The sequence below is a fragment of the Paenibacillus sp. 05T425 genome (genome assembly GCF_056396205.1).
Genome location: NZ_JBFTLA010000002.1, coordinates 241,812 through 263,778 on the forward strand (window position 1 = coordinate 241,812; position 21,967 = coordinate 263,778).

Genomic DNA, 21,967 nt, shown 5'->3' on the forward strand with positions numbered 1-21,967 from the left:
TTGGTATGATAATGGGATTGTGTATGGTGAAAATGGCGCAAGGCCCATCCCCTCTATTGTTGCACAGGGCAATGGACGTTTCAATCCTATTAGGCAGAATGAAGGCAGTTAATCATGATAAGAAAGTATATTCCTTCGCAGGATTGATTTGCTATTATTGGTGTAACAAGAGAAATGGGGAGGACAACCGCAATCATGAGTCAATTGCCCAAGCCTACCCAGCAGCCAGAAGAGAAGCCGGAAGGCTATCGACCGTTCCTAGCGCCGAAAGCGCTTAAAATGATCTATGGAGGGAAAACAATGACCGATCAACAGCACACCGTCGAAGGCCATCCGTCAACGAGCCCGATCAAAAACAAGGTAGGATCGATATTCGTGCCTGTACGCGATATCGAAAAATCTCGCAGCTGGTATTGTCGCGTTATGGGGCTGCGCGAGGAAGACTGCAGCATCATGGGCGGACATCTGTGTCCGCTGCCGATGGACGGCGTCGGCATCATTCTCGACACGATGCCGATGTGGGGAGGCGACCGGCCGGAAGGCGCTCCTTCGATTCAAACGCCGGCCTTCATGCTCATGACCGACGACTTGCAAGGCTCGTTCGATTTCATGAAGCAGCTTGGCGTAGAGCTTGTAACGGAAATCGAGCATGACCATTGGTTCGTCGTAAAGGATCCCGACGGCAACAAAGTGATGATCTGCCGCGAATAAGGGACTAAGGACCTCTGCATTTCACTTTAAAGTGGAATGTATGAGGTCCTTCATCTGGTCGTTGATTACTTTTGAATGGAAATCGTCCAAGCAAATAGCTTGTTGTAGAAGGAACAAGTGCCTTTGAGTGGAAATCGTACAGCCTAATTCGCCGCTTTAGCCCGATTCCTCCCAATATGCCTCATTTGCCTGTAGGAAATCCACCCAAACTGCTTTTTGGATGTCACTTAGCCCATTAGCCTGTATAAAATCCAATCACCTTAGCCTCTATATGGCAGTGGAGTACATTAAACTTGCAGCTGTTCCAGCCACACGTCCTTAAAGTCGATCCAACCAAGCGAATTCAGCTTTGTCACGCCCCGGACCGATGGGTGCAGGTACGTGTTGTTTTTGCGGTGAGTAAGGAACAGGATTGTAGCATCCTTCCGGAACCGCTCTTCAATCTGGCGCAGTGCCGCGCGTCGCCGTTCATTGCTATCGGCAACGAGAGCCGTATCAACCTGCTCGCTTATCCAGTCCAAGCGATCGTTGTCCAAAAACGATTGCATGACGCAGCTTCCATGCTCGTAAGCTTCGATCTCGCATACTTCGTCCTCCGCGAGCACGATGCCGAACATCGTACAATCCGCTTCCATGACCTTCTCTAGGTTCGTTCCGGAGATCGTCACCTCCGCTTGGATCCCCCATTGCTTAAGGCGGTTCATGATCCATCTAGCATCGTCCTCATAATTCTCGTGTACGGCAATGAGCAGAGGTGAGCCGTCATAGTCCGCTTGCTGCAGCGCAGCGCGGACTTGCTCGGCTCGGTACGGCTCGACATTCAGATGCCGGTTCGTCTCTATTCGGAATCCGAAAGCCGGCATCACCCGGCTGCCTCCCAGCTCGTCGATCATATCGATCGGGTTCAAGATCATCCTCACTGCTTGACGGAATGCTTCGGAATGATAGGGCCCTTCACGATTGAAGTTCCAACAGAACATCGTACATCCGCGGCATAGCTGCTCAATCGCAAGCCAGTCTTCGACCGCTTCCTGGTCAATGGAGGGCCAGCCGCATTTACCGGTATGGAGGACATCCGGCGATACGGCCGTGTCTCCCCTGTATTCCTCCGGAAGAACAACGAGATCCACACGATCAAGAAAAGGTCTACCCTGATAATAGCCGTGATGTGCTTCGAGCCGAATGCGGTGCGCGGTGCTTGAGACAAGACGGAACGGGCCGGTCCCGATAGGTCGCTGCCAGAAATCATCCTCGGGATGTCCACCAAGCTCCGCGGGGATAATCGATGCCGCTGTCGTACACATGAACCGGTCAAAAATCCGGTTTGGCTTGTGAAGCCGGATCCGAATGACGAGACGGCTAACAGCCGCAATGTCCGAGACGCCGCGCATGATCCAGCGATTGTCCGCATCGCCGCGAAGCCGCTGAAGGGAATAGACGACATCGGCTGCAGACAGCTCTCTGCCGTCGTGGAAAAGCACGCCTTTTCGCAGATAGAAGGTCCATTCTTTGCCGTCTGAGTCTGATGTCCAGTGGTAGGCAAGTCCGGGCACGATCTTGTCGGTACGTTCGTCAAACTGCAACAGCCGGTCGCAAATCTGACGCAGTAGATGGGAGTCGAAAACATAGTTAACGTAAGCGGGATCGAGCGTCACGATCTGATGGATAATGGGAAAGACGAGCGTATCGCATGGTCCGTTTCCATCTCCGCGTTCCTCTTGCCGATAGCCGAAATGTCCATCCAGCCATTCCAAAAACTTTTCCTTCGCGTCCGTGCCTTCCCCGTAAGTGCCAAGCAGCTCGAACGCTGTCTTGTAATCGCCGCTCTCCGCACGGTTGCGTGCTAGACCAAGTAGATACGATGGTTTGTCCTTTAGGAATACGATCCTCGAATGATGGCCGCGTCCGCGTCCGGGCAGCCATTCGATCAATCCCTCGTCTTCCAGCTTCTGCAGAATGATTCTTGTGTTGCGCTTGGAGCAGAACAAAGCCTCCGAGAGCTCTTCCATCGTTACTTCCATAGGTGAACCTGTAAGGCGTATATCTCCGAATCGATCAACTAGGATCAAGTAACGTTCAACGGTCTGTATTTGCAAAGTGATTGCCTCCTCTAGCAGGACGCTAATAGCTGTTTGAATAAAAGGGGAAATCCATTGCCGAAAGTATACGCTTTTTAGCCCCTTTTGAAAAGATCATAATGGTGACAACAAGAAGAAGCCGGAAACGGAAGAGGGGAATGGATATGTTGGAGGAGTACGTGAATGAGAAGCTGAGACAATACCGACAAGCGGAGATGGAGCGATGGGCTCGCATGCACGCAGAGAACGGCGTGAATATAGAAGGCAAGTCCAAGGTTGGCAAGCTGAGAGCAGGCCTCGGCATGTTGTTGTCGCTCTTTGGTATACCTAAGTGACAGTAATGTCACTTGGATGTTTGTTTGTTCGATGGATGGAAATAAAGAACATCATTAGAATAAAGGATAGAAAGGGGAGGAACATATGATGCAAAACGTGATCCTAACAAAAAATCTATCCAAAAACTATGGCGCTACTACGGTGCTTAAAAACATTGACCTAGAAATTCATGCCGGCGAGTTGACGGCCATTATGGGCCCTTCGGGCTCAGGGAAATCTACGCTTATGAATGTGTTGTCTACGATTGACCGATTAACGGGAGGCGAAGTATGGCTGGAAGGGAAGTCGCTGCTTGGCATGAAGAAGCAGTCGCTTAGACAATTCCGCCAGGAGCGCATGGGCTTTATTTTCCAAGATTACAATCTGCTCGATACGTTGACGGTGAAGGAAAACATTCTGCTGCCGCTGTCGCTTCGGGGCTTCAAGGCCGGAGAGATGGAGAAGCGTCTGCAGCCGATCCTTCAGGCGCTCAATATCGAAGCAATCGTAGCCAAGTATCCGAATGAAATATCGGGCGGCCAGAAGCAGCGCGTTGCATCGGCCAGAGCCATTATTACGGAGCCGGCGATCGTATTCGCCGACGAGCCTACGGGCGCTCTTGATTCCCGCTCTGCGACACAATTGCTGGAGCAGCTTGTCGGCCTTAATGCCGCATTCGGCACGACGATTCTGATGGTTACTCATGATACTTACGCGGCGAGCTACTGTAAAAGGGTTATTTTTCTTCGTGACGGCGGCGTTGTGAACGAGATTTACGCAGGAGAGCAGACTCAGCGCCACTTCTATGATCGGATACTGGAGAATCAGAGCTTGATGGGGGGCAAGCTGCGATGAGCCTGCTTGATCTTACCTTAAGGAATGTGAAGCGCAACTTTCGGCTCTATTCCATCTACCTGTTCTCGATGATAACGGGCGTCATCATTCAATTTACATTCTCTTCGCTCATGTACAACGACGATGTGATCGCTGCGCTTCAGAACCGGGCGAACTTCCAAGTGGGCGTTGCCACCGCTTCGGTAGTTGTATACTTATTTATTATCTTCTTCATCCTGTACGCGAACTCGTTCTTCATGCGCCAGCGCAAAAAAGAGTTCGGGATGTACTTGCTGTACGGCTTAAACGAAAAGCAAGTCACGCGTATGGTTTTTTACGAAACGTTGCTTATAAGCGGGGTATCGCTCGTGACTGGTATTCTGGTCGGCGGATTGCTGTCCAAGCTGTTCGGCATGCTGCTTATGAATCTGATGCAGTATGATCAAGTGATCTCGCTGGCGTTCCCGGTTGAAGCTATAGCAACAACGGCAGGGGTGTTCCTTCTGCTGGCCATTATCATTAGCATACAGAGCTATATTATGGTGAATCGCGTACAGCTAACCGAGCTATTCCATGCGAAGCAGAAGTCCGAGAAGCCTGTCCGTGTCTCTGTGTGGCTTGCTTTGCTCGCTGTCTTGCTGTTAGGTATTGCTTATGGGCTCATCAGCAGCGGCAAAGGATCGGTATTCTGGCAGGATTACGCGACGGCGAGCTTAATCGGCTCAACGGTAGGCGTTATCGCCGGCACGTATTTGTTCTTCCGCCAATTCGCAGGCTGGCTGCTTCAGACGATAAGCAAGCGCAGAAAATATCACGAAGGCAATACGGTGCTGTGGACGTCATCGCTCCGTTTTCAAATTCGCGGCAATACGCTCAATCTGACCTTCATCTCGTTGTTCAGCGCAGCTATTATGATGCTGCTCTGCTTTGTAACGATCAATTATAAGGTGCAGTTCGAAGCGGTTGGGCGCAACCTGCCGAACGACATTGCCTTCCAAACGCTGGATGCACCGACGAATGAACGAATCGACCGTGTCATTAATGAGTCAAAGCATAAAGCCATTTACCATCTGACGCATGAAGTGTTAGTCGTGACGCCGGTAACGGACATGAATGTAATCGTAGATAACCCTGAGATGTACATGCCGGAAGTACTGCTCGTGGCAGAGAGGACCTATAACGAGCTTATAGAGCTGCGCGGACATGATCGGAGCGTGAAGCTGCAAGGGAATGAAGCGGTATCGTTGTCGCAGGGCTCGGACTTTCCTAAGGTATATACGCCGGGGGAGCGGCCGGCATTCATCGTGAAGACAGATGAAGAGTCAACCTTCGCGCTTGTCGATAAGAAGGACTATGCCTATCTAGGCTGGTCAACCAATCCGGCAACGTCCATGGACTTGAAGCCGGCGGTGATTGTCATATCCAATGAATCTTATGACGGATTAAAGGCTCATACGGACAGTCGGCTGTATGAAATCTACGGCATTCGCGATGCGAGAAACGCCGACGAACTGTCGAAACAGGTCCATGCCATCGTCTCGCAGACGCCGGATGCCTACTACTCTTCGTTCGCCGATGTGTATTCGAAGCAGATCGAGAGCTCGTCGCTCATGCTGTTCGCCAGCGGATTTCTTGCTCTGATTGCGACGTTCGCGCTTGCCAGCGTCATCTACTTCAAGCAACTGCGGGAAGCCACGGAAGAGAAGCTGCAATATGCGGTGCTGCGCAAGATCGGTGTCGATAACCGGCAGATCAAGAGCGTTATCCGCAAGCAACTGCTGTTCGTTTTTTTGCCTCCGATCGTGATTGGCGTGTTTCATAGCTGGCTTATTATCAAATATTACATTCTCGAATCGGTGAGCGACTTTCCGGAGCTGCCGGGTCTAGTTGCAGCTATTATAGGCGTTTACTTCGTCATCTACCTGTTGTTCTACGCATCCTCCACGAATCTGTACTATAAGATCGTGAGCGAGAATGTCTAATAATATAAAAAATAAAACGCAATGACCTCTGAAGGTCATTGCGTTTTTTGTACGTGACTCTTTTGCAGCGTGCTTAGGTAGGGATCATTGTTTCTCGGAAAATGAATAACGAACTCGGTGTAGCTGCCAGGGACCGATTCGCAAGTAATGAAATGCCCTAGCTTCCTCGAAAGCTCTTGGGCAAGATACAATCCCATGCCGGTCGACTTCGCGTGCGTGCGTCCGTTGGTGCCGGTGAACCCCCGGTTGAACACTCTCGGCAGATCCTTCGCATCAATGCCGATACCGTTATCGCGAATGATGAGCAGCTTCTCTTGCTCGGCGACCCGAGCTGTAATCATGATTTCCCCATGCTCGTTCGTATATTTGAGACTGTTGGTCATGAGCTGATTCACGATAAACAAAAGCCATTTGGAATCCGTTTGTACGACGGTCGGCGGGATGTCCAGTCGGATCTTAATTTTCTGAGTGATGAACGATTTGGAATGGGCTTTGACGACTTGCTTGGCGAGCAGCTCCAAGTTGCAATTCGCTAATTCGTAATCTTGATTAAAGCTGTCCAGCTTGGCATAATACATCGCTTGCTCCACGTAATGCTCGATACGGCTAAGCTCTTCCTCCAGGCTGCGGGGATCGACTTCCGTCTGCTGCATTAAGCGAAGGACGGCAATCGGCGTCTTGATCTCATGAAACCAGGAGACGATGAAATCATAATTGTCCTTCTGCTTCTGTTGCACCTCATTGAGCGCGCGGATATGAGACATACCGGCATGCTCCAGTGCCTCCCGGTACGCTTCGGCTTCAAGAGACAGCGGTTCGGCCTCATCGTCGTTCATACGGCGGATTGCTTGCGTGTTCTTGACGTAACGACGGAAGATGAATGCGGTCAGCACAATGAAAGCAAGTGCGAACGCATAGAAGAAGGACTGCCATTGCCAGACGGTTAGCGGATCAGTTGCGAATATTGCTACCGTAAGCAGGAATATAACGGCGCACAACAATAGGTAAGAGCGCTCATAACGGATGAATCGCCAAAACCTCATTCGACGATATACCCCATTCCTTTGCGCGTCGCGATAAAGTCGTCGGCTCCTAACGCCGCGATCTTGCGCCGCAGCCGGTTGACGTTAACAGTGAGCGTATTGTCGTCGATGAACTGTTCGTCATTCCAGAGTACCTGCATCAGATCGTCCCTCGAAATGATTTTGCCGATATTCCGCATGAGCGTCTGCAAAATAATGAATTCATTCCGCGACAGCTCTGCCGTCTGGGCTCCGAATTGAACGGAAGAGTTCGAGAGATGGAACACGAGCTGGCGATGCGTGATTTGGAGACTATCGTCTTGATATGTGTAATTGCGCCGCAGCAGAGCGCTTACCTTGGCGACGAGAACGCTTAGGTCGAACGGCTTCTGCACATAATCGTCCGCGCCCATATTAATAGCCATAATGACGTCCATATTCTGATCGCGAGACGAGAGGAACAGGATCGGAACCTTGGATACGGCACGAATTTGCTGACACCAGTAAAACCCGTCATACACGGGCAAATTGACGTCCATCAGTACCAAATGCGGCTGCGTTGCCGTGAACTCATCTCGTATACGTTCGAAGGAAGTAAGCTCAATAACCTCGTATTGCCACTTGCGTAAAGCGTCGGCGACGATGCTTCTAATTTTGTCGTCGTCTTCAATGATCATGATTCGGAACAAAGGCGACTCCTCCTTCTCCTTCCTACTATAGTTCAAAGCCGGGGGCTTGCTCAAGCGGCGATGTCCAAGGTTTTTTTGTTTTTCATGTGGCTTTTTCGCCTGGTGCGGTGTCTAATCAATTGTAAGATCAAGAGGAGGTTCTTACTCATGTCTCGAGCTCAAGACCAGCAGGCTGTTCATCCGGATGGACAGGAAAAGATTGAACAATTCGAAGCTAACTATAATCAATATCGCCGAGCGATATGGAACTATTTCGCCATTAAAGTCAACCGCGAGGCTGCCGATGATTTGACGCAGCATGTATTTATGAAAGCGATCGAGAACCTGGATCGGTTCAATGAGAACGCAAGCCTGTTCACTTGGATATTCACGATCGCCCGAAATACAGCGAAAAACGAATATAGAAGCCGTTCTCGCAAGAAGGAGTACACGTCAGACTTTGCGGAATTGGAAGCTTCGCAATCGATTTCGCTTGATTTTGCTAAGTATGTGGAAATTCGAATCGATATAGGTTCCGCGTTAGGCAAGCTGAGCGAGTTGGATCAGCACATTATTTCGCTGCACTTCTTCATGGATTGCACGCTCGCGGAGGTTGCGGGGATCGTTGGCATGCGCCAGAGCGCAGTGAAGAACAGGCTTTACCGTGCACTCGAAAAGTTAAGGAAACAATTAAAAGATTGGGGTGACATCGCCATTATGTCTATTCAAGAGCTGATAGAGATTGTGAGTAAAAATGAACAGAGCGGCGCCGGTAGTGCAGGAGGCGAGAAAAAGGTTCATCAGGACGTATTGCGAGAGCTAAACGGCAGCGTGGAGCAACTGGCGAAGAAGCTTAAGCACCAGCCGTCACAGAAGATCGTTATTGAAATCTACCCTGACCTGCCTGCTTTTCATCAAGCGGTAGGAGAGCCGGATGCTCCGAATTGGTTCATGGGCACATTTGCAGGGAATACGCTTAAGATTGTTTCCCCGCTTGATCCCGGCCCAAATCATACGTATCAATCCATTCTAAGATCGACGACTCATTTATTCGCGATGTGGCTCGTACGAGACATTAATCCACAGGCGCCGAAGTGGCTGTGCCAAGGTATCGGCGGATACGAAGCGAAACAGATGAGCGAGCAATTTCTTAAAGATACGACTGCGGATGCTATACGAAGCGGAACCATTCCGACATTGGATCAGCTTGAGAATGATACATGGGATTTCGAAACGATGGGAGGTTTTCAATTTTCCTATTTGATGGTTGAATTCATTGAGAGGACGTACGGACTGGATGCTCTGAATCAGCTGATTCGCAGTCCTGGCAATTGCAGCGGAATACTCAATCGTACGGAGTCCGAGCTGCGGGAGCAGTGGATCCAATATTTAAGCAATCGTCCATGAGCATAACAATAAAGGCTGGACTCGCTGCCCGTAAGCAGCTTGTCCAGCCTTTGTTGTTGCGTTAAGCGATTTATTAAGCTTTACCTGCAGAACCGAATTCACGCATTTTGCCGGCAACTGTTTTCTTGATAGCATCGCGGCCTGGCGACAAGAATTTACGAGGATCGTATACTTCGGAATCGGAAGTAAGAATCTCACGAGCCACTTTCGTGAACGCGATTTGGTTTTCCGTGTTAACGTTGATTTTAGCAGTTCCCAGGGAGATCGATTTCTTGATGTCCGCTGTAGGGATGCCAGTTCCGCCGTGCAATACGAGAGGAAGCTTGATTGTTTGGCAGATTTCTTCCATTTCTTTGAAGCCCAGGTTCGGCTCGCCTTTGTAAGGACCGTGAACGGAACCAAGTGCAGGAGCCAAGCAGTCGATGCCAGTGCGCTCTACGAGCTCTTTGCATTCTGCTGGATTAGCGTAGATAACGCCGTCAGCAACTACATCATCCTCTTGTCCGCCAACTGTTCCAAGCTCAGCTTCAACGGAAACGCCGCGCTCATGCGCGTAAGCAACAACTTGTTTCGTTGTTTCTACGTTTTCTTCGAATGGGTGATGCGAAGCGTCGATCATAACGGAAGTGAAACCAGCGTCGATCGCTGCTTTACATTTCTCGAAGCTGGAACCGTGGTCAAGGTGAATGGCCACTGGAACTGTGATTTTCATCTCTTCGATCAACGATTTAACGATCGCAGTAACGACCGTGAAGCCGCCCATATAACGAGCTGCGCCTTCGGATACGCCAAGAATTACCGGCGATTTCTCTTCTTCGGCAGCACCAAGGATTGCTTGCGTCCACTCCAGGTTGTTGATGTTGAATTGACCAACAGCGTAACCTTCGTTCAAACCTTTAATCAACATTTCTTTCATCGAAACCAATGCCATTTGTTAAATCCTCCTTCAAAATAATTGCAACGTAAGAACTCGACTTTTCAATCATACCCCATTTGGCCGCCGTTTAAAAATGATCGTTCTAAGCCGGCGTACATACGAGTATGAACGGAATAATGTATCCCCGTCCACGCAGTTCCTTTAAGTCAATATGTTATCACAATTTTCACGATAAAACTACAAAATAGGAGCGGTTGATTCGTCGAATTGGAATGATAGCGCTATCTTGTCGTATGGTGCAATGAAGAGAGCATCAATAGGAATTCATGTACATGGAAATAATGAATAAGTGATTGTTAACGTGTTAGCCGAAGGGGAAGTGTTGATGATTTCGTTTATGCTGACATTGGGGCGGTTGTTGAAGGGACTGTGGAAGTCCTTGAAAATGAGAAACTTTCAAGCGCTGCTCATCCTAGTGCTTATTATGCTGCTGTCCGGTACGATTTTCTACGTGACAGAGGAAGGGCTGTCGATTATCGATGCCTTATACTTCTGCGTGACGACATTAAGCACGGTAGGTCATCCCAGCTTCGAGCCCCGGACGATTCTAGGGAAGCTGTTTACGATGGTGTATATAATTGTCGGCACGGGGTTGTTCCTCGGTCTGATTGGCTTTGTCGCTTATTCGCTTATTAAGCAGCCGGAGAAACCCGATGAACCCTCTCCATCCTAAAGTCTGTTTATTATAAAAAAGCCCAGGCATGAATCGCGCTGGGCTTTAGCTGTAATCAATTACTTTTTCGTACGCAGCACATGATTGAACTTATGAAGCATCTCGCCAAGCAATTGGCGCTCTTCTTCTGGCCATTCATCCAGCAGTCTAGCAATGCTGGCTTGCCGCGATTGCTTATATTCGCTAATCGCTTGCGCTCCCAGCTCGGTTATTTGGTAAAAGTAGGCCCGGCCGTCCTGCTCGTCAGGCACTTTGACGGCGTAGCCCTTCTGCTCCAGCGCGGCTGCTTGCCGGCTTGCGGTCGATATATCGAGCAGAAGCGCGTCCCCCAGCGCTTTGACGCCGGCCGAGCCTTCGACCGATATTTCATGCAGCAGCAAATAAGCGGAGCGGTCGAGATTGCCGACACCTTTATTCGAAGTACGGGAAGTAATAAGTCGGACTAGAAAGGCCAGTTCTAGCTCTATAGTCGCTAGTGAATCGTCATTCATGAATGGAACACCTCATTGGCAATTCATTTGATTGTTCATAGCACGCAGCGCGCTGCATTACTACTATAATGATAGACTTCGGCGTTGAATTAATCAAATAAACGCGTTGTAAATAGCCATTGACACCCCTCTAGTTGTATAATACAATCAAATGGTTGTATGATACAACATTAAGCGTAACCACTCCATCAAATGATCATAAAGGGGATAATTTCGTGGCTTCTACGGCAGTTTTAAAAAGTGGACCGGAGTTGTTGAAACAAAAGAACGGCATTCTGAATCAACCTATCGCCGTTTGGGCGGTATTTTTCGCGAGTGTCATTGCTTTCATGGGCATGGGACTTGTTAATCCGATTCTGCGTGAGTTGTCCGCCAGCTTGCACGCTTCTCCAAGTGAGGTCAGCTTGCTCTATACGAGCTATAATGCGATTATGGCCGTTGCCATGCTGATAACCGGTACGGTATCGACTCGTCTAGGAGCAAAGTGGACGCTGCTGTCGGGTATCGTAATCATTGCGATCGTATCTTTCTTCGGCGGATTCGCGGACAGTATTTGGACGTTGGTCGGCTTGCGCGCATTCTGGGGACTTGGCAACGCCTTGTTCGTTGCTACGGCTTTAACGGCTCTTGTATCGTTATCCAAGAACGGAACGGCGAAAGCAATCATCCTCTATGAAGCGGCTGCTGGCATCGGGATGTCGATCGGGCCGCTGCTTGGCGGAACGTTAGGCTCGATCTCGTGGAGAGGCCCGTTCTTCGGTGTCTCAAGCTTCATGGTCATCGGCTTCCTCGTTCTTATTCTGACGATGCCGAAACCGGCTGCGAAGACTGCTCCGCAGAACAAAACATCGCTGCTTGCACCGTTTAAGGCGATGAAGCATCGTTCGCTGTTGACGCTCGGTATTGTCGCAGCACTTTACAATGTAGGGTTCTTCACGATTATGGCTTATGCGCCATTCGTTATGGGATTGAAGCCGCGCGGGATGGGTTATGTGTTCCTTGGCTGGGGCGTGCTGCTGGCGATTACTTCCGTCTTTATGGCCCCTAAGCTTCAAAGACGATTCGGCACGCTGAAGGCGATGTGCTTCATGTTGATCTTGTTCGCTGCTGATCTGGCGCTAATGGGTATTTTCACATCGACCAAATGGGTTGTTATTTCGGCGGTCATCTTTGCCGGGGCGATACTAGGCAACAGCAATACGCTTATTACGACTGCCGTAATGGACGCTGCTCCTGTAGAGCGTTCGACATCCTCGGCGACATACAGCTTCTTGCGCTTCATCGGTGCGGCGATTGCGCCGTATATGGCCAACAAGCTGGCGGAGATATACAATGCTCATGTGCCGTTCTATGTAGGCGCAGGGTTCGTGCTTCTGTCAATCGTGTTCATTGCGATCAGCTACAAGCATATCCGCCACATCGATCGGGCGAAGCCATCACACTAATCGTTAGTTTGAGCTAAGACGCAAAAGTCCATTCCACGAGGAATGGACTTTTTTATCGATCGATTAAGCAGTCGCTTGGGCGCTTGCAGAGCTATGCTTGCGAATCCGCACGGCCATTAAAGCCGCTGCGAAGCATACGAAGCCGGCGATGACGAACGCTTGCGAATAGCTGCCGAACCAGTCGCGCATAACGCCTGCTCCGTAAGCAGCGGTAGAGGCGCCGATCTGATGCGCAACGACGATCCAACCGAAGACCATGCCGGACTTTTCCTTGCCGAATGTCTGCCCAGCCAGCTTGGCGGTCGGAGGAACGGTTGCGATCCAGTCAAGACCATAGAAGACCGCGAATACGACGAGCATTGCCGGCGAACCGCCGAGCGCATAGGGCAGGAACAATAGCGACAGTCCGCGCAGCCCATAATACCAGAACAGAAGCCAGCGGCTATCGAACCGATCAGAGAGCCATCCCGATATCGTCGTGCCAAACAAGTCGAACAAACCCATCATGGCGAGCAGTCCTGCAGCAGTTACTTCCAGCATGCCATGATCGCCGCAAGCAGCAATGAGATGAGTGCCGATAAGGCCATTGGTCGAGAAGCCGCAGAAGAAGAACGTTCCGGCAAGCAGCCAAAAGGTAAGGTTCTTCATCGCCAGTCGCAGACTGCGCAGCGGGGCAAGAAAGAGATTTTCGCTGAAAACAGGCGGCTTTACGATCTGATCGGAGCCGTATGGCGCAGCTCCTACATCGTACGGATGGTTTTTCATCCAGAAGATGACGGCGACAAGCACGATGAGGATGCCCGCAATTGCGGTATAAATCGCATATCGCCAGCCGAAATCAGCAGTCATCTTCGCGAATAGAGGAAGGAATAGCAGTTGGCCCGTTGCAGCGCTTGCCGTCAGCAAGCCGATAATAAGTCCCTTGCGCTCCACGAACCAAAGATTGCTTACTGTGACGCCAAGCACGTTGGCCATCATCCCGGTAGCAAGCCCTGAGACAAGTCCCCATAGCAGCTCGAATTGCCATAGCGATTGAATGTAAGGCGTCGCTGCGAGGCTTGCCGCCAATACGGCAAGCGAGCTAATAACGACTTTGCGAATGCCGAAGCGCAGCAGCAAAGCAGCCGAGAAAGGACCTACTAGTCCGTATAGGAAAATGCCAATGGAGATGACGCTTGAGATGCCTCCTCTGCTCCAGCCGAATTCCTCTTGGAACGGAACGAGCAGAATACTCGGAAGGGAGCGGATGCCGGCGGATACGAGCAAGGTGGCAAAGGTAAGGAAAACGATGATCCATCCATAATAAAATCGCGGGCGTTTGACAGCATCTTGCCCAGCAGACTCATTCATGAGTAAACAACCTCCATTTATTATTCATCTATATTTTGTTTGTACATACAACTTAAAAGGCGCGGAAGAGAGTTAACTCTCCAGCTTCTGACTCGATTCTTCTTGATAGCCGGTCAATAATACAGCGGCTTCTTTGCCGAGAAGGGCTTCGTAGGTTTCCTTCAGCCGTTTGGAAGCTTCGCGAAGGGACGGTCCAAGCTGCTTGCCCTGTTCGGTTGGATAGACGAGCACGGTTTTCCCTTGAACCTTGCGCTCTACGAGTCTTTTCCCTTCCAGCTTATCGATGAAGCGAGTTAGCGTCGATGGCGTAATATACAGCTTCTCGGACAGCTCTTTCTGCGTAATGCCGGGTTGGCCGATGACGAGGCGGATGAGATAGCCGTAGGCCGGGGTAAGTCCGGTCGTAGCGAACGCTTCATCGGCCATGCGCGTAATCGCTCTGTTTAAGCGATTCGTCGTGAAATATAAACAGGTGTGAAGAAACGAATCGTCATGGTCGGAAGATTGCTCCGGAGCGTTATGAGTCTGTTGTTCATCGGGCATTATGTCGTCCTCCTTTTTTTATTTTGTATGTACAACGAAAATACATCATATGAACGAGGCTGTCAAATGGCAAAATGAAAGGTCGCTTATAGTCATGCTATAAGCGACCTTCTCTCTTTAGTTCGTTCCTTCCATGCGCGCGATTTCCTTGCGAACGATAGGGGCAACCTTCGTACCCAGCAGCTCAATAGCGTGCAGCACTTCCTTATGCGGCATCGTGCCGACGTTGACATGGAGGAAGAAGCGGGTGATGCCGAGATTTTTGCGCAGGAGAACGATCTTCTCTGCAACGTACTCGGGATCGCCGACATATAATGCGCCTCTTAAGCTTCGTGCGGCGTCGTATGCAGCACGGTCATAAGAGCCGCGCCAGCCGCGCTCGCGTCCGATAACGTTCATTTGTCTCGCTGTCGGCAGGAAGAAGGAGTCGGCCGCTTGCTCATTCGTGTCGGCGACGAAGCCGTGGGAATGCGTTGCGATCGACAGCTTGCTTGGATCGTGACCGGCACGTTCGGCTGCCTGCTTGTACAAGGCAACGAGTTGTGCGAAGCTTTCGGGCATGCCTCCGATTATCGCGAATGCGACCGGAAGCCCAAGTGTTCCGGCGCGAACGGCCGATTCCGGATTGCCGCCTGTGGCGATCCATACCGGCAGCGGTTCTTGAACGGATCGCGGATATACCCCGAGATTGTCGATAGCGGGACGAAGTCCGCCGCCGGGCCATGATACTTTCTCGGACTGGCGAATTTTAAGCAGCAGCTCGAGCTTCTCATCGAATAGCGCGTCATAGTCATCAAGGCTGTAACCGAATAACGGGAACGATTCGATGAACGAGCCGCGGCCTGCCATAATCTCGGCCCGTCCGTTCGAGAGCGCGTCGAGCGTAGAGAAGGATTGATATACGCGCACGGGATCATCCGACGACAGAACGGTGACGGCACTTGACAGCCGTATCCGCTTCGTTACCGAAGCTGCAGCGGCCAATATGATGGCCGGAGCGCTGCCCGCGTAATCGGGGCGATGATGCTCGCCAATTCCATAGACGTCAAGGCCTGCTTGATCGGCCACGACGATTTCTTCCACCGCATTGCGGATTCTTTCCGCATGGCTGATGACGATTCCGGTTGACGGATCCGGTGTCGTCTCTAGAAACGTACTAATTCCTATTTCCATATTAACTGTCTCATTGGACATTGATAATCGCCTCCTCAATAGCTTTAGTTTACCATTTTCCACATCAAAATGTTAAGTACCTTACAAGAATATAGCGAAATAGTTAACTTTACGAGTGCCCCGCCAAAGACGGCACAGAAACGATCTGCGCAAAGAAGCAGCTAACGGTTCGTGCAAAGCGACAGCCGTTTACGCTTGTATATCGTATAATGCTCTATTTTCCAATTTATAGTACAAAAGTCGAGGCGAATTGAAGGGGGAATGAGGATGTCGATTCAGGACGGGATGAAAGCTACTAGTATACTTCTTGCGAGATTGAACCCTGGCCCATTCTACATCAACACGGAAAATATTGCGGGAGCAAAGGAAGCGGAGCTAGTCTTGGCGCGCATCACGTGCATATTGAAGGAGGTGCAGCCGAGAGAACGTCTGCAATCTATTTCTGTAAGGCTAGGCCTATGCAGTTCCTAATCACTCTCTCTTCCATAAAATGATAGATAACAATAGTCTCGGCATAACGCTGCTAGAGTGGCGTACAAGCCAATGACTTAGGAGGAGAGGGTTCACATGACAAAGGATTTGCGTCAAAAAGTCCGTATCTCGTTGTCTCCKCCAGAAGCGACATTCTGGAGCGAGATCAAGTATTCCGTGGGCAAGGACCGGCTAGTAACGGTCGAGCCCATKGTGCAGCTTCCTGACGGGAGTTTTCAGATTACGCTGAAGGTATGCGGTTTAAGTAAAGCGAAGGCGCTTGCAACACTTTTATTGTCCACGAAGTCGTTCGGCAATACGAGAGTTGCGGTAAGAGTGAAGTCGGGGGGCAAGATCGTCAGCCCAATCACGACAGGACTGACGCCGGCTAAGATCGTTGCGCTGTATCGAATTGCCTTCCGCACGAACGAACTGTTCAGCTTTGTTGTGGCGAGGACACCTTTCGGCAATACGTTCGTGTATCCCGTGTTCAAGGTGAGAGTCGTGCAGTTCTTCAATGACGACTTATCGGATTTCTACAGCAACTACAACAATGTAGCGGCCTTTGTCTTCCGTAATGTACTTCGCAATGTGATTAACGGAACGGCTATTCAGTTCTCTACGGCACAGAAGAAAGCTAAATAAAAGGTTTGTTTGGCCCAAAAGAAGAGCGCCCGGAGCAGGCGTTCTTCTTTTGTTGGGAGGGTTTGCCGCAGTAACGTCGAATAAGTCTATGAACGCCTGTTCATAAGCATCGATATGCAGGAGAGGCGCTAGACCCGACTACACTTCGGAGGTGTGCGAATAAATGAAAGCGTTATTTATTGGAGGCACGGGCATCATTAGCTCTGCCATTACGAGCCAGCTGCTGGAGCAAGGCCATGAGCTGTACCTTCTCAACAGAGGTTCAAGAAACGAAGGGCTGCCGGCCGGAATTAAGGTGCTGCAAGCCGATATTAACGATGAAGCGCGGGTAGCTGCGCTGATCGAGGATTTAAGCTTCGATGTCGTTGCAGATTTCATTGCTTTCGTACCATCGCAGCTAGAGCGGGATTATCGCTTGTTCAGCGGCAAGACGAAGCAGTTCATGTTCATTAGCTCGGCTTCTGCTTATCAGACGCCTTTATCCGATTATAGAATTACGGAAGGAACTCCGCTGTCTAATCCGTATTGGGAATATTCCCGTAATAAAATTGCCTGCGAGGAGTACTTGATTAAGCAATACCGAGAGCAGGGCTTCCCGATTACAATTGTTAGACCAAGCCATACTTACGATGAACGTTCGATTCCGCTTGGTGTGCACGGAAGCAAAGGTTCATGGCAGGTGGCGAAGCGGATGCTGGAAGGCAAACCGGTCATTATTCATGGAGACGGGACATCGCTTTGGACGATGACGCATAATAGCGATTTTGCCAAAGGATTCATCGGATTGATGGGCAACATCCATGCGATTGGCGAGTCCGTCCATATTACGTCCGATGAGTCGGTGACTTGGAATCAGATATACGAGATTATCGCCGATGCTCTAGGCGTGAAGTTGAATGCGGTTCACGTATCGTCGGCCTTCCTTGATGCTTGCAGCAACGAAGATTTCAGAGGCGGCTTGCTGGGTGATAAAGCGAATACCGTTGTATTCGATAATGCCAAGTTAAAGCGGCTCGTGCCGGAATTCGTTGCGACAACGCGGCTTGACCAAGGCATTAAGAGGACGATTGAGTACATTTTGGAGCATCCAGAGTATCAGAAGGAAGATCCAGAGTTCGATGTTTGGTGTGATAAAGTAATCGGCGCTCTTGATGCGGCGATTGCAAGCATAAAGGAATAACAACGGACGACAAAGGACGCCCCTCGCGAGGGGCGTCCTTTGTCGTTCGTTCAAACCTCTTCGAGCAGCGGCTTCAATTGATGCTGCCAAATCCATTCGGGATTATAGCGCTGACGGGCTGTTGTTTTGGCATGGAGAACAGGGTTCTGTTCCATCTGGCCCACTATGGCCGCGGCATGCTCCAGCATATAGTGACGCTCGGAAGGGTGATAGTGCTCCTGCGTATCATAGCCGATGTTCCGGGCATTCCAACGCATGAAGTAGGCATGGAGCTGCTTGCCCAGCTCCTCCAAAGCGGGAACGGCTTCGTTCAGCACGATGAAATTGCCGCGGCTGGCTGCTTCCAGCACGATCAAACCGAACGATTCGGAATAGGAGGGGCAAATAAATAAATTGCTGATCGTGAACAGCTCCATGACGCTGCGATGGGGGAATCCGTCAGGCCAGCCTGCATCGGAGGTGAACACGATGTCTTCCTTATGAAGTCCGTTGTGTATACCGGCTTCTACAATCATTCGCTTGAACGCAGCTGCCTCAATATCGAGCGAGGGAAAGTCGCAGAAGACGAGCTTTACGCGCTTGCCTGAGGCAGCGGCGATTGCCCCCGCTAAGGCAGCAGCCTTGTTCTGCTGCTTGCCGGGAGTAAGCCGCCCGGGATAGACGGCCACAATATCCGGCGACAGCAGGTCGGTCTTCGCGGCTAGCTGCTGCAGCTCTTGGCTGAATTCAGCGTACGGGTTACAGCAATTGGAGATGGCACGGCAGCGCTCTAAAGGGACGTTGTACTGCCGGGCAAGCGCCGCTAGTCCGGATTGTGTCGGGTAGAGGTAGGTCGTATTAGGCAAAGGGGTATACCGCGCCGAGAGCGGCCAGTCCATACGAGCCGGCCTTGGGATCGGCATGGAATGGCTCATGGCGAGGAATCGAAGATTGGGCAGCCGACGCTGCATGATCCGAACCGCTACATTATGAACGAGATGCCATCCTTGATACAAAATATCGTGCATGATACATACGTCCTCATGCTTTAACGCTTTATATAAGCTCTCGGCAATCGTCGCCGCTTCATCGTAGAAGGCTTCATGAACTCTGCCTGTCGGCTGCGAATAATCCATCCAATGTATCTGCTGTCCTTGCAGCCGATTCGTAATTTTCACCCATTCCAGCCGATCATCGGCGAAGATGCCGAAGCGCTCGGAATCCGGGCAATCTTGGCTGACGAGCAGCTTCACTTTTACGCCTGCATCGAGCAGCATATGCAGATGCTCTTCGACGACGCTGACGAGAGAATAGGTTTTGGCAAGTCCGTTGAACATCGTTAGGACCGCAACCTTCATCGAAAACTCCCTCTTTGCGAATTTTTTTAAAGTCCATACTCATGTATGTTTGAGACTAGCTCATTATGCATACACATSATGGAATGACATTTAGGAATTGACCTCAAGATGGAGGAGGGGCGCAGAGGATGGCTTGTGTGAATTTAGGCATCGCCAACGACTTTAATGTTTTTGTTTTCGGAGATCATACCCAGTCTTTCGTCGATTCGGAAGGACGCGTTGCCGTTGGAGGGACGGCTACCTACACCAGCTATGGCATCGGCGATACGCTGCCCGTGTCAACGACACGGCCGGATCTGATCGTTCAAGGAAACATTAACGTTTCGATGGGTACGAACTTTGCGGGCAATACGGTCATCTATCCCGATAGCGAAATCATTAATTACACGATGACCAACAACAACGGCGTTCCGAATCAGCCWTTAGTCGGCACACCTATCGACTTTGACTTAGCGGAGCAAGAGCTCGCGGCGCTTTCACTCAATCTCTCGGCTGTAACGCCAACCGGGACGGTAGCGAACAATTTTGGCCAGATTGTGCTAACCGGAACCGATCCTGCGTTCAACGTGTTCACGTTTAACGGAAATAATGTCGACGGCAACGGGCTTCGCCTCGATACCGCCAACGGGATCGACATTGTTGCTCCGGCAGGGTCGACGATCATTATTAATGTCGGCGGAACGGATGTAGGCTTCGGCAGCTATACAATCTTCCGCAATGGCGTTACGTCCACGCGTGAAGACGGAGCAACGATTCTATGGAACTTTTATCAAGCGACAAGGGCATTTAACCAAAACTTATCCATTACGGGCTCCGTGCTTGCGCCTTATGCGGACTGGGAAGCGATCGGCTTTGGCAACATTAACGGAACGATTATTGCGGCTTCGCTGACGAATGTGTCGGGTACACTTGAGGCGCATAATATTCCTTTCGTGGGCTGCTTGCCTGGGCCGATGGTCGTTCCTCCAACATCAACGACGACAACAACATCGTCCACGACATCTACAACATCCACTACATCGACTACATCGACTACCTCAACCACCACTACATCATCCACAACCTCTTCGAGTACGACGACAACAACCCCAGCAGTCATAACGGGGCCGAACATTGTCGGAACGAAGACGCCAAGCGTGTTAACCGCTCAGTTGGGCGATACGATCACGTATACGATCACGATTACGAATACGGGAACAGCGCCGGGCGAAGCGATCTTAACCGATGTATTCCCAGACGGAATCATCGTCATCCCGTCAAGCCTGTTCATTGACGGCGGTCGATTCAGCGGCGTGGACATCGGCTCGGAGCTTGTGCTCGGGACGATTGCTGTCGGGCAGACGGTCACGATTGAATTCCAGGTGTTCGTTGCGGGTTTTCCGCCGCAGGGACTAATTACGAACAACGGTGTTGTTGTGACTGTTCCTCCAGGAACGCTCGTTCCGACTTGCAGCCCGATGGAGATCGCCATTCCCGGCACGCCGGGCGTAACGCCGGTGAACGGCATGCTTCTGCCCGTTCTTCCCGTGTTCAAACCGGGAGTAACGCCGGCGCCGGGAGACAATGCGGGCCAGCCCCCGCTAACGATAGCAGGAGGCGTCGTTGTATTGGATCAGCCGGTAACGATTCCTGGCATCACCTTGCCGCCGCTGCCGGGCGTAACGATTCCGTTCATGGGCGGCACGGTTCAGCCTATTGTCAATACGGCACTCGTAACGGTGATTCGAGCGTTCCAGCCGACATCGCCAAATCTGCTGCTGTCGAAAACCTTTCTCGACGTATCTTTATTCATCGGTCAACGCATTACGTTAAGTCTGTTCGCCGTCAATAACGGCAATGCGATATCGGTCCGAACGACGCTGCAAGATGTCCTACAGCCGAATCTGCTCTTCATACCGGGCACTGTTATTGTTGATGATGTGTTGGAGCTGGAGGCGAATCCGAATACGGGCATTAATCTCGGTCCTATTCCGCCGAATGAGGCGGTATTCGTTCGGTTCGATGCTTTGGTAACGGGCGGCAGTTCATTCACGAACACGGCGCAGGCGACGGCGAATTTCCTTCTCGCGAACGGAACGATCTCGACGCAGACGTTCCAGTCGAATACGATCGTGAATCCGATCCTGCAGATTAGCGCATCCGATTTCTCGAATTTCATTAAGACGGCAAACGTTCAGACGGTTAGAGTGGGAGAAAGCTATCAATATCATGTAACCATTAGCAATACATCGACCGATATCGTAGCGGGCAACGTTATCTTCTATGATAAGCTGGCCAATCAGCTGCAATTCGTATCGGGCAGTCTGGTCGTCGACGGCGTCAGCCAAATGGATCCGAAGGTAGGCGTCGGCTTAGGCGCGATCGGACCGGGCGTCACGCGCACGCTGTCGTTCCGGGTTAGGGTTCTGTTCGAGCCGGCAGGCGATTTCATCGAGAACCAAGCGGTCGTCTTCTTCGAATTCCGCTTCGGCTCCTCGTGTTTCAGAGCGGCACTGCTGTCCAATACGACACGCATTATCGTAACGGAGGAGGAAGAGGAGTAGCAGGAGAAGGCTGTATGCATGCATGAATTGAACAAGGGATGCTCCGCTGCTTGCGGGGCATCCTTTGTTTGCTTCGATTAAACGATGAAATAACATAAGCGTAGTTGAACATTTTCCTATTCATGGATATGATGATGCTAGATGTTAGGCTCGAACAAAGGA

19 protein-coding genes are annotated in these 21,967 nt (G+C 50.8%); 10 read left to right on the forward strand and 9 right to left on the reverse strand.

Features of this window, described 5'->3' with window-relative positions; genetic code table 11:
- The first annotated feature begins 195 nt into the window (after positions 1 to 195).
- On the forward strand, positions 196 to 711 hold the full coding sequence (locus AC1DF0_RS04905) for a VOC family protein (protein ID WP_442048643.1): 516 nt from the start codon (positions 196 to 198) through the stop codon (positions 709 to 711).
- 287 nt (positions 712 to 998) lie between these two features.
- Here the strand turns inward: AC1DF0_RS04905 and AC1DF0_RS04910 are convergent, their stop codons facing one another.
- A complete protein-coding gene (locus AC1DF0_RS04910; protein ID WP_442048644.1) occupies positions 999 to 2,807 on the reverse strand; it encodes an SgrR family transcriptional regulator in 1,809 nt (602 codons plus the stop codon).
- Between the two features lie 146 nt (positions 2,808 to 2,953).
- On the opposite strand from AC1DF0_RS04910, the gene AC1DF0_RS04915 reads away from it, so the two are divergent.
- The 3 genes from AC1DF0_RS04915 to AC1DF0_RS04925 all read left to right on the forward strand — a co-directional run bounded on the left by AC1DF0_RS04915 (position 2,954) and on the right by AC1DF0_RS04925 (position 5,920).
- Positions 2,954 to 3,124 carry a hypothetical protein gene (locus AC1DF0_RS04915; protein WP_477573241.1) on the forward strand — a complete coding sequence of 57 codons (171 nt, stop codon included), beginning with the start codon at positions 2,954 to 2,956 and terminating at the stop codon, positions 3,122 to 3,124.
- A gap of 88 nt (positions 3,125 to 3,212) precedes the next feature.
- Entirely contained in the window at positions 3,213 to 3,959 is a 747-nt protein-coding gene (locus AC1DF0_RS04920) for an ABC transporter ATP-binding protein (RefSeq protein ID WP_477573468.1), read from the forward strand.
- Positions 3,956 to 5,920 carry an ABC transporter permease gene (locus AC1DF0_RS04925; RefSeq protein ID WP_477573242.1) on the forward strand — a complete coding sequence of 655 codons (1,965 nt, stop codon included), beginning with the start codon at positions 3,956 to 3,958 and terminating at the stop codon, positions 5,918 to 5,920. Before AC1DF0_RS04920 ends, AC1DF0_RS04925 begins: the two co-directional genes overlap by 4 nt.
- A 35-nt stretch (positions 5,921 to 5,955) precedes the next feature.
- Here the strand turns inward: AC1DF0_RS04925 and AC1DF0_RS04930 are convergent, their stop codons facing one another.
- Together AC1DF0_RS04930 and AC1DF0_RS04935 are read right to left on the reverse strand one after the other, a co-directional pair.
- Positions 5,956 to 6,963: a sensor histidine kinase gene (locus AC1DF0_RS04930; RefSeq protein WP_477573243.1), complete on the reverse strand. Its 1,008-nt coding sequence runs from the start codon at positions 6,961 to 6,963 to the stop codon at positions 5,956 to 5,958.
- The gene (locus AC1DF0_RS04935; protein ID WP_442048648.1) at positions 6,960 to 7,631 is read right to left on the reverse strand and encodes a response regulator transcription factor; all 672 of its coding nucleotides are present in this window, start codon (positions 7,629 to 7,631) and stop codon (positions 6,960 to 6,962) included. Before AC1DF0_RS04935 ends, AC1DF0_RS04930 begins: the two co-directional genes overlap by 4 nt.
- 147 nt (positions 7,632 to 7,778) lie before the next feature.
- Here AC1DF0_RS04935 and AC1DF0_RS04940 point away from each other — a divergent pair, with 147 nt between their 5' ends.
- The gene (locus AC1DF0_RS04940) at positions 7,779 to 9,017 is read left to right on the forward strand and encodes an RNA polymerase sigma factor (RefSeq protein WP_477573244.1); all 1,239 of its coding nucleotides are present in this window, start codon (positions 7,779 to 7,781) and stop codon (positions 9,015 to 9,017) included.
- 73 nt (positions 9,018 to 9,090) lie between these two features.
- Here AC1DF0_RS04940 and AC1DF0_RS04945 read toward each other — a convergent pair whose 3' ends face one another.
- A complete protein-coding gene (locus AC1DF0_RS04945; RefSeq protein WP_337100670.1) occupies positions 9,091 to 9,948 on the reverse strand; it encodes a class II fructose-bisphosphate aldolase in 858 nt (285 codons plus the stop codon).
- 331 nt (positions 9,949 to 10,279) lie between these two features.
- Between AC1DF0_RS04945 and AC1DF0_RS04950 the strand changes: the two genes are divergently transcribed.
- Positions 10,280 to 10,627 (forward strand): potassium channel family protein, encoded by a 348-nt coding sequence (locus tag AC1DF0_RS04950; RefSeq protein ID WP_442048650.1) that lies wholly within the window; start codon positions 10,280 to 10,282, stop codon positions 10,625 to 10,627.
- A 59-nt stretch (positions 10,628 to 10,686) separates the two neighbouring features.
- On the opposite strand, the gene AC1DF0_RS04955 is transcribed toward AC1DF0_RS04950, so the two are convergent.
- Positions 10,687 to 11,118, reverse strand: coding sequence for a MarR family winged helix-turn-helix transcriptional regulator (locus AC1DF0_RS04955; RefSeq protein WP_442048651.1), 432 nt, complete (start codon positions 11,116 to 11,118; stop codon positions 10,687 to 10,689).
- Between the two features lie 251 nt (positions 11,119 to 11,369).
- On the opposite strand from AC1DF0_RS04955, the gene AC1DF0_RS04960 reads away from it, so the two are divergent.
- A complete protein-coding gene (locus AC1DF0_RS04960; RefSeq protein ID WP_477573245.1) occupies positions 11,370 to 12,563 on the forward strand; it encodes an MFS transporter in 1,194 nt (397 codons plus the stop codon).
- Between the two features lie 63 nt (positions 12,564 to 12,626).
- Here AC1DF0_RS04960 and AC1DF0_RS04965 read toward each other — a convergent pair whose 3' ends face one another.
- The 3 genes from AC1DF0_RS04965 to AC1DF0_RS04975 form a co-directional block, all read right to left on the reverse strand.
- Complete coding sequence (locus tag AC1DF0_RS04965) at positions 12,627 to 13,913, reverse strand: MFS transporter (protein WP_442048653.1); 1,287 nt, start codon at positions 13,911 to 13,913, stop codon at positions 12,627 to 12,629.
- 72 nt (positions 13,914 to 13,985) lie between these two features.
- Positions 13,986 to 14,456, reverse strand: coding sequence for a MarR family winged helix-turn-helix transcriptional regulator (locus tag AC1DF0_RS04970; RefSeq protein ID WP_442048654.1), 471 nt, complete (start codon positions 14,454 to 14,456; stop codon positions 13,986 to 13,988).
- Between the two features lie 117 nt (positions 14,457 to 14,573).
- A complete protein-coding gene (locus AC1DF0_RS04975) occupies positions 14,574 to 15,629 on the reverse strand; it encodes an LLM class flavin-dependent oxidoreductase (protein WP_337100855.1) in 1,056 nt (351 codons plus the stop codon).
- Between the two features lie 567 nt (positions 15,630 to 16,196).
- Between AC1DF0_RS04975 and AC1DF0_RS04980 the strand changes: the two genes are divergently transcribed.
- On the forward strand, positions 16,197 to 16,745 hold the full coding sequence (locus AC1DF0_RS04980) for a hypothetical protein (RefSeq protein ID WP_477573246.1): 549 nt from the start codon (positions 16,197 to 16,199) through the stop codon (positions 16,743 to 16,745).
- A gap of 163 nt (positions 16,746 to 16,908) precedes the next feature.
- Positions 16,909 to 17,925: an SDR family oxidoreductase gene (locus tag AC1DF0_RS04985; protein ID WP_442048656.1), complete on the forward strand. Its 1,017-nt coding sequence runs from the start codon at positions 16,909 to 16,911 to the stop codon at positions 17,923 to 17,925.
- A 50-nt stretch (positions 17,926 to 17,975) separates the two neighbouring features.
- Here AC1DF0_RS04985 and AC1DF0_RS04990 read toward each other — a convergent pair whose 3' ends face one another.
- Complete coding sequence (locus AC1DF0_RS04990; RefSeq protein ID WP_477573247.1) at positions 17,976 to 19,262, reverse strand: glycosyltransferase; 1,287 nt, start codon at positions 19,260 to 19,262, stop codon at positions 17,976 to 17,978.
- Positions 19,263 to 19,390: 128 nt separating this feature from the next.
- On the opposite strand from AC1DF0_RS04990, the gene AC1DF0_RS04995 reads away from it, so the two are divergent.
- Entirely contained in the window at positions 19,391 to 21,805 is a 2,415-nt protein-coding gene (locus AC1DF0_RS04995; protein ID WP_442048659.1) for a choice-of-anchor A family protein, read from the forward strand.
- The last annotated feature ends 162 nt before the right edge of the window (positions 21,806 to 21,967 follow it).

Excerpts from the sequence above, each read along its gene's own strand:
- AC1DF0_RS04905 (WP_442048643.1), top strand. The coding sequence starts at position 196 with ATGAGTCAATTGCCCAAGCCTACCCAGCAGCCAGAAGAGAAGCCGGAA.
- AC1DF0_RS04915 (WP_477573241.1), top strand. The coding sequence starts at position 2,954 with ATGTTGGAGGAGTACGTGAATGAGAAGCTGAGACAATACCGACAAGCG.
- AC1DF0_RS04920 (WP_477573468.1), top strand. The coding sequence starts at position 3,213 with ATGCAAAACGTGATCCTAACAAAAAATCTATCCAAAAACTATGGCGCT.
- AC1DF0_RS04925 (WP_477573242.1), top strand. The coding sequence starts at position 3,956 with ATGAGCCTGCTTGATCTTACCTTAAGGAATGTGAAGCGCAACTTTCGG.
- AC1DF0_RS04930 (WP_477573243.1), bottom strand. The coding sequence starts at position 6,963 with ATGAGGTTTTGGCGATTCATCCGTTATGAGCGCTCTTACCTATTGTTG.
- AC1DF0_RS04940 (WP_477573244.1), top strand. The coding sequence starts at position 7,779 with ATGTCTCGAGCTCAAGACCAGCAGGCTGTTCATCCGGATGGACAGGAA.
- AC1DF0_RS04945 (WP_337100670.1), bottom strand. The coding sequence starts at position 9,948 with ATGGCATTGGTTTCGATGAAAGAAATGTTGATTAAAGGTTTGAACGAA.
- AC1DF0_RS04950 (WP_442048650.1), top strand. The coding sequence starts at position 10,280 with ATGATTTCGTTTATGCTGACATTGGGGCGGTTGTTGAAGGGACTGTGG.
- AC1DF0_RS04955 (WP_442048651.1), bottom strand. The coding sequence starts at position 11,118 with ATGAATGACGATTCACTAGCGACTATAGAGCTAGAACTGGCCTTTCTA.
- AC1DF0_RS04965 (WP_442048653.1), bottom strand. The coding sequence starts at position 13,913 with ATGAATGAGTCTGCTGGGCAAGATGCTGTCAAACGCCCGCGATTTTAT.
- AC1DF0_RS04970 (WP_442048654.1), bottom strand. The coding sequence starts at position 14,456 with ATGCCCGATGAACAACAGACTCATAACGCTCCGGAGCAATCTTCCGAC.
- AC1DF0_RS04975 (WP_337100855.1), bottom strand. The coding sequence starts at position 15,629 with ATGGAAATAGGAATTAGTACGTTTCTAGAGACGACACCGGATCCGTCA.
- AC1DF0_RS04985 (WP_442048656.1), top strand. The coding sequence starts at position 16,909 with ATGAAAGCGTTATTTATTGGAGGCACGGGCATCATTAGCTCTGCCATT.
- AC1DF0_RS04990 (WP_477573247.1), bottom strand. The coding sequence starts at position 19,262 with ATGAAGGTTGCGGTCCTAACGATGTTCAACGGACTTGCCAAAACCTAT.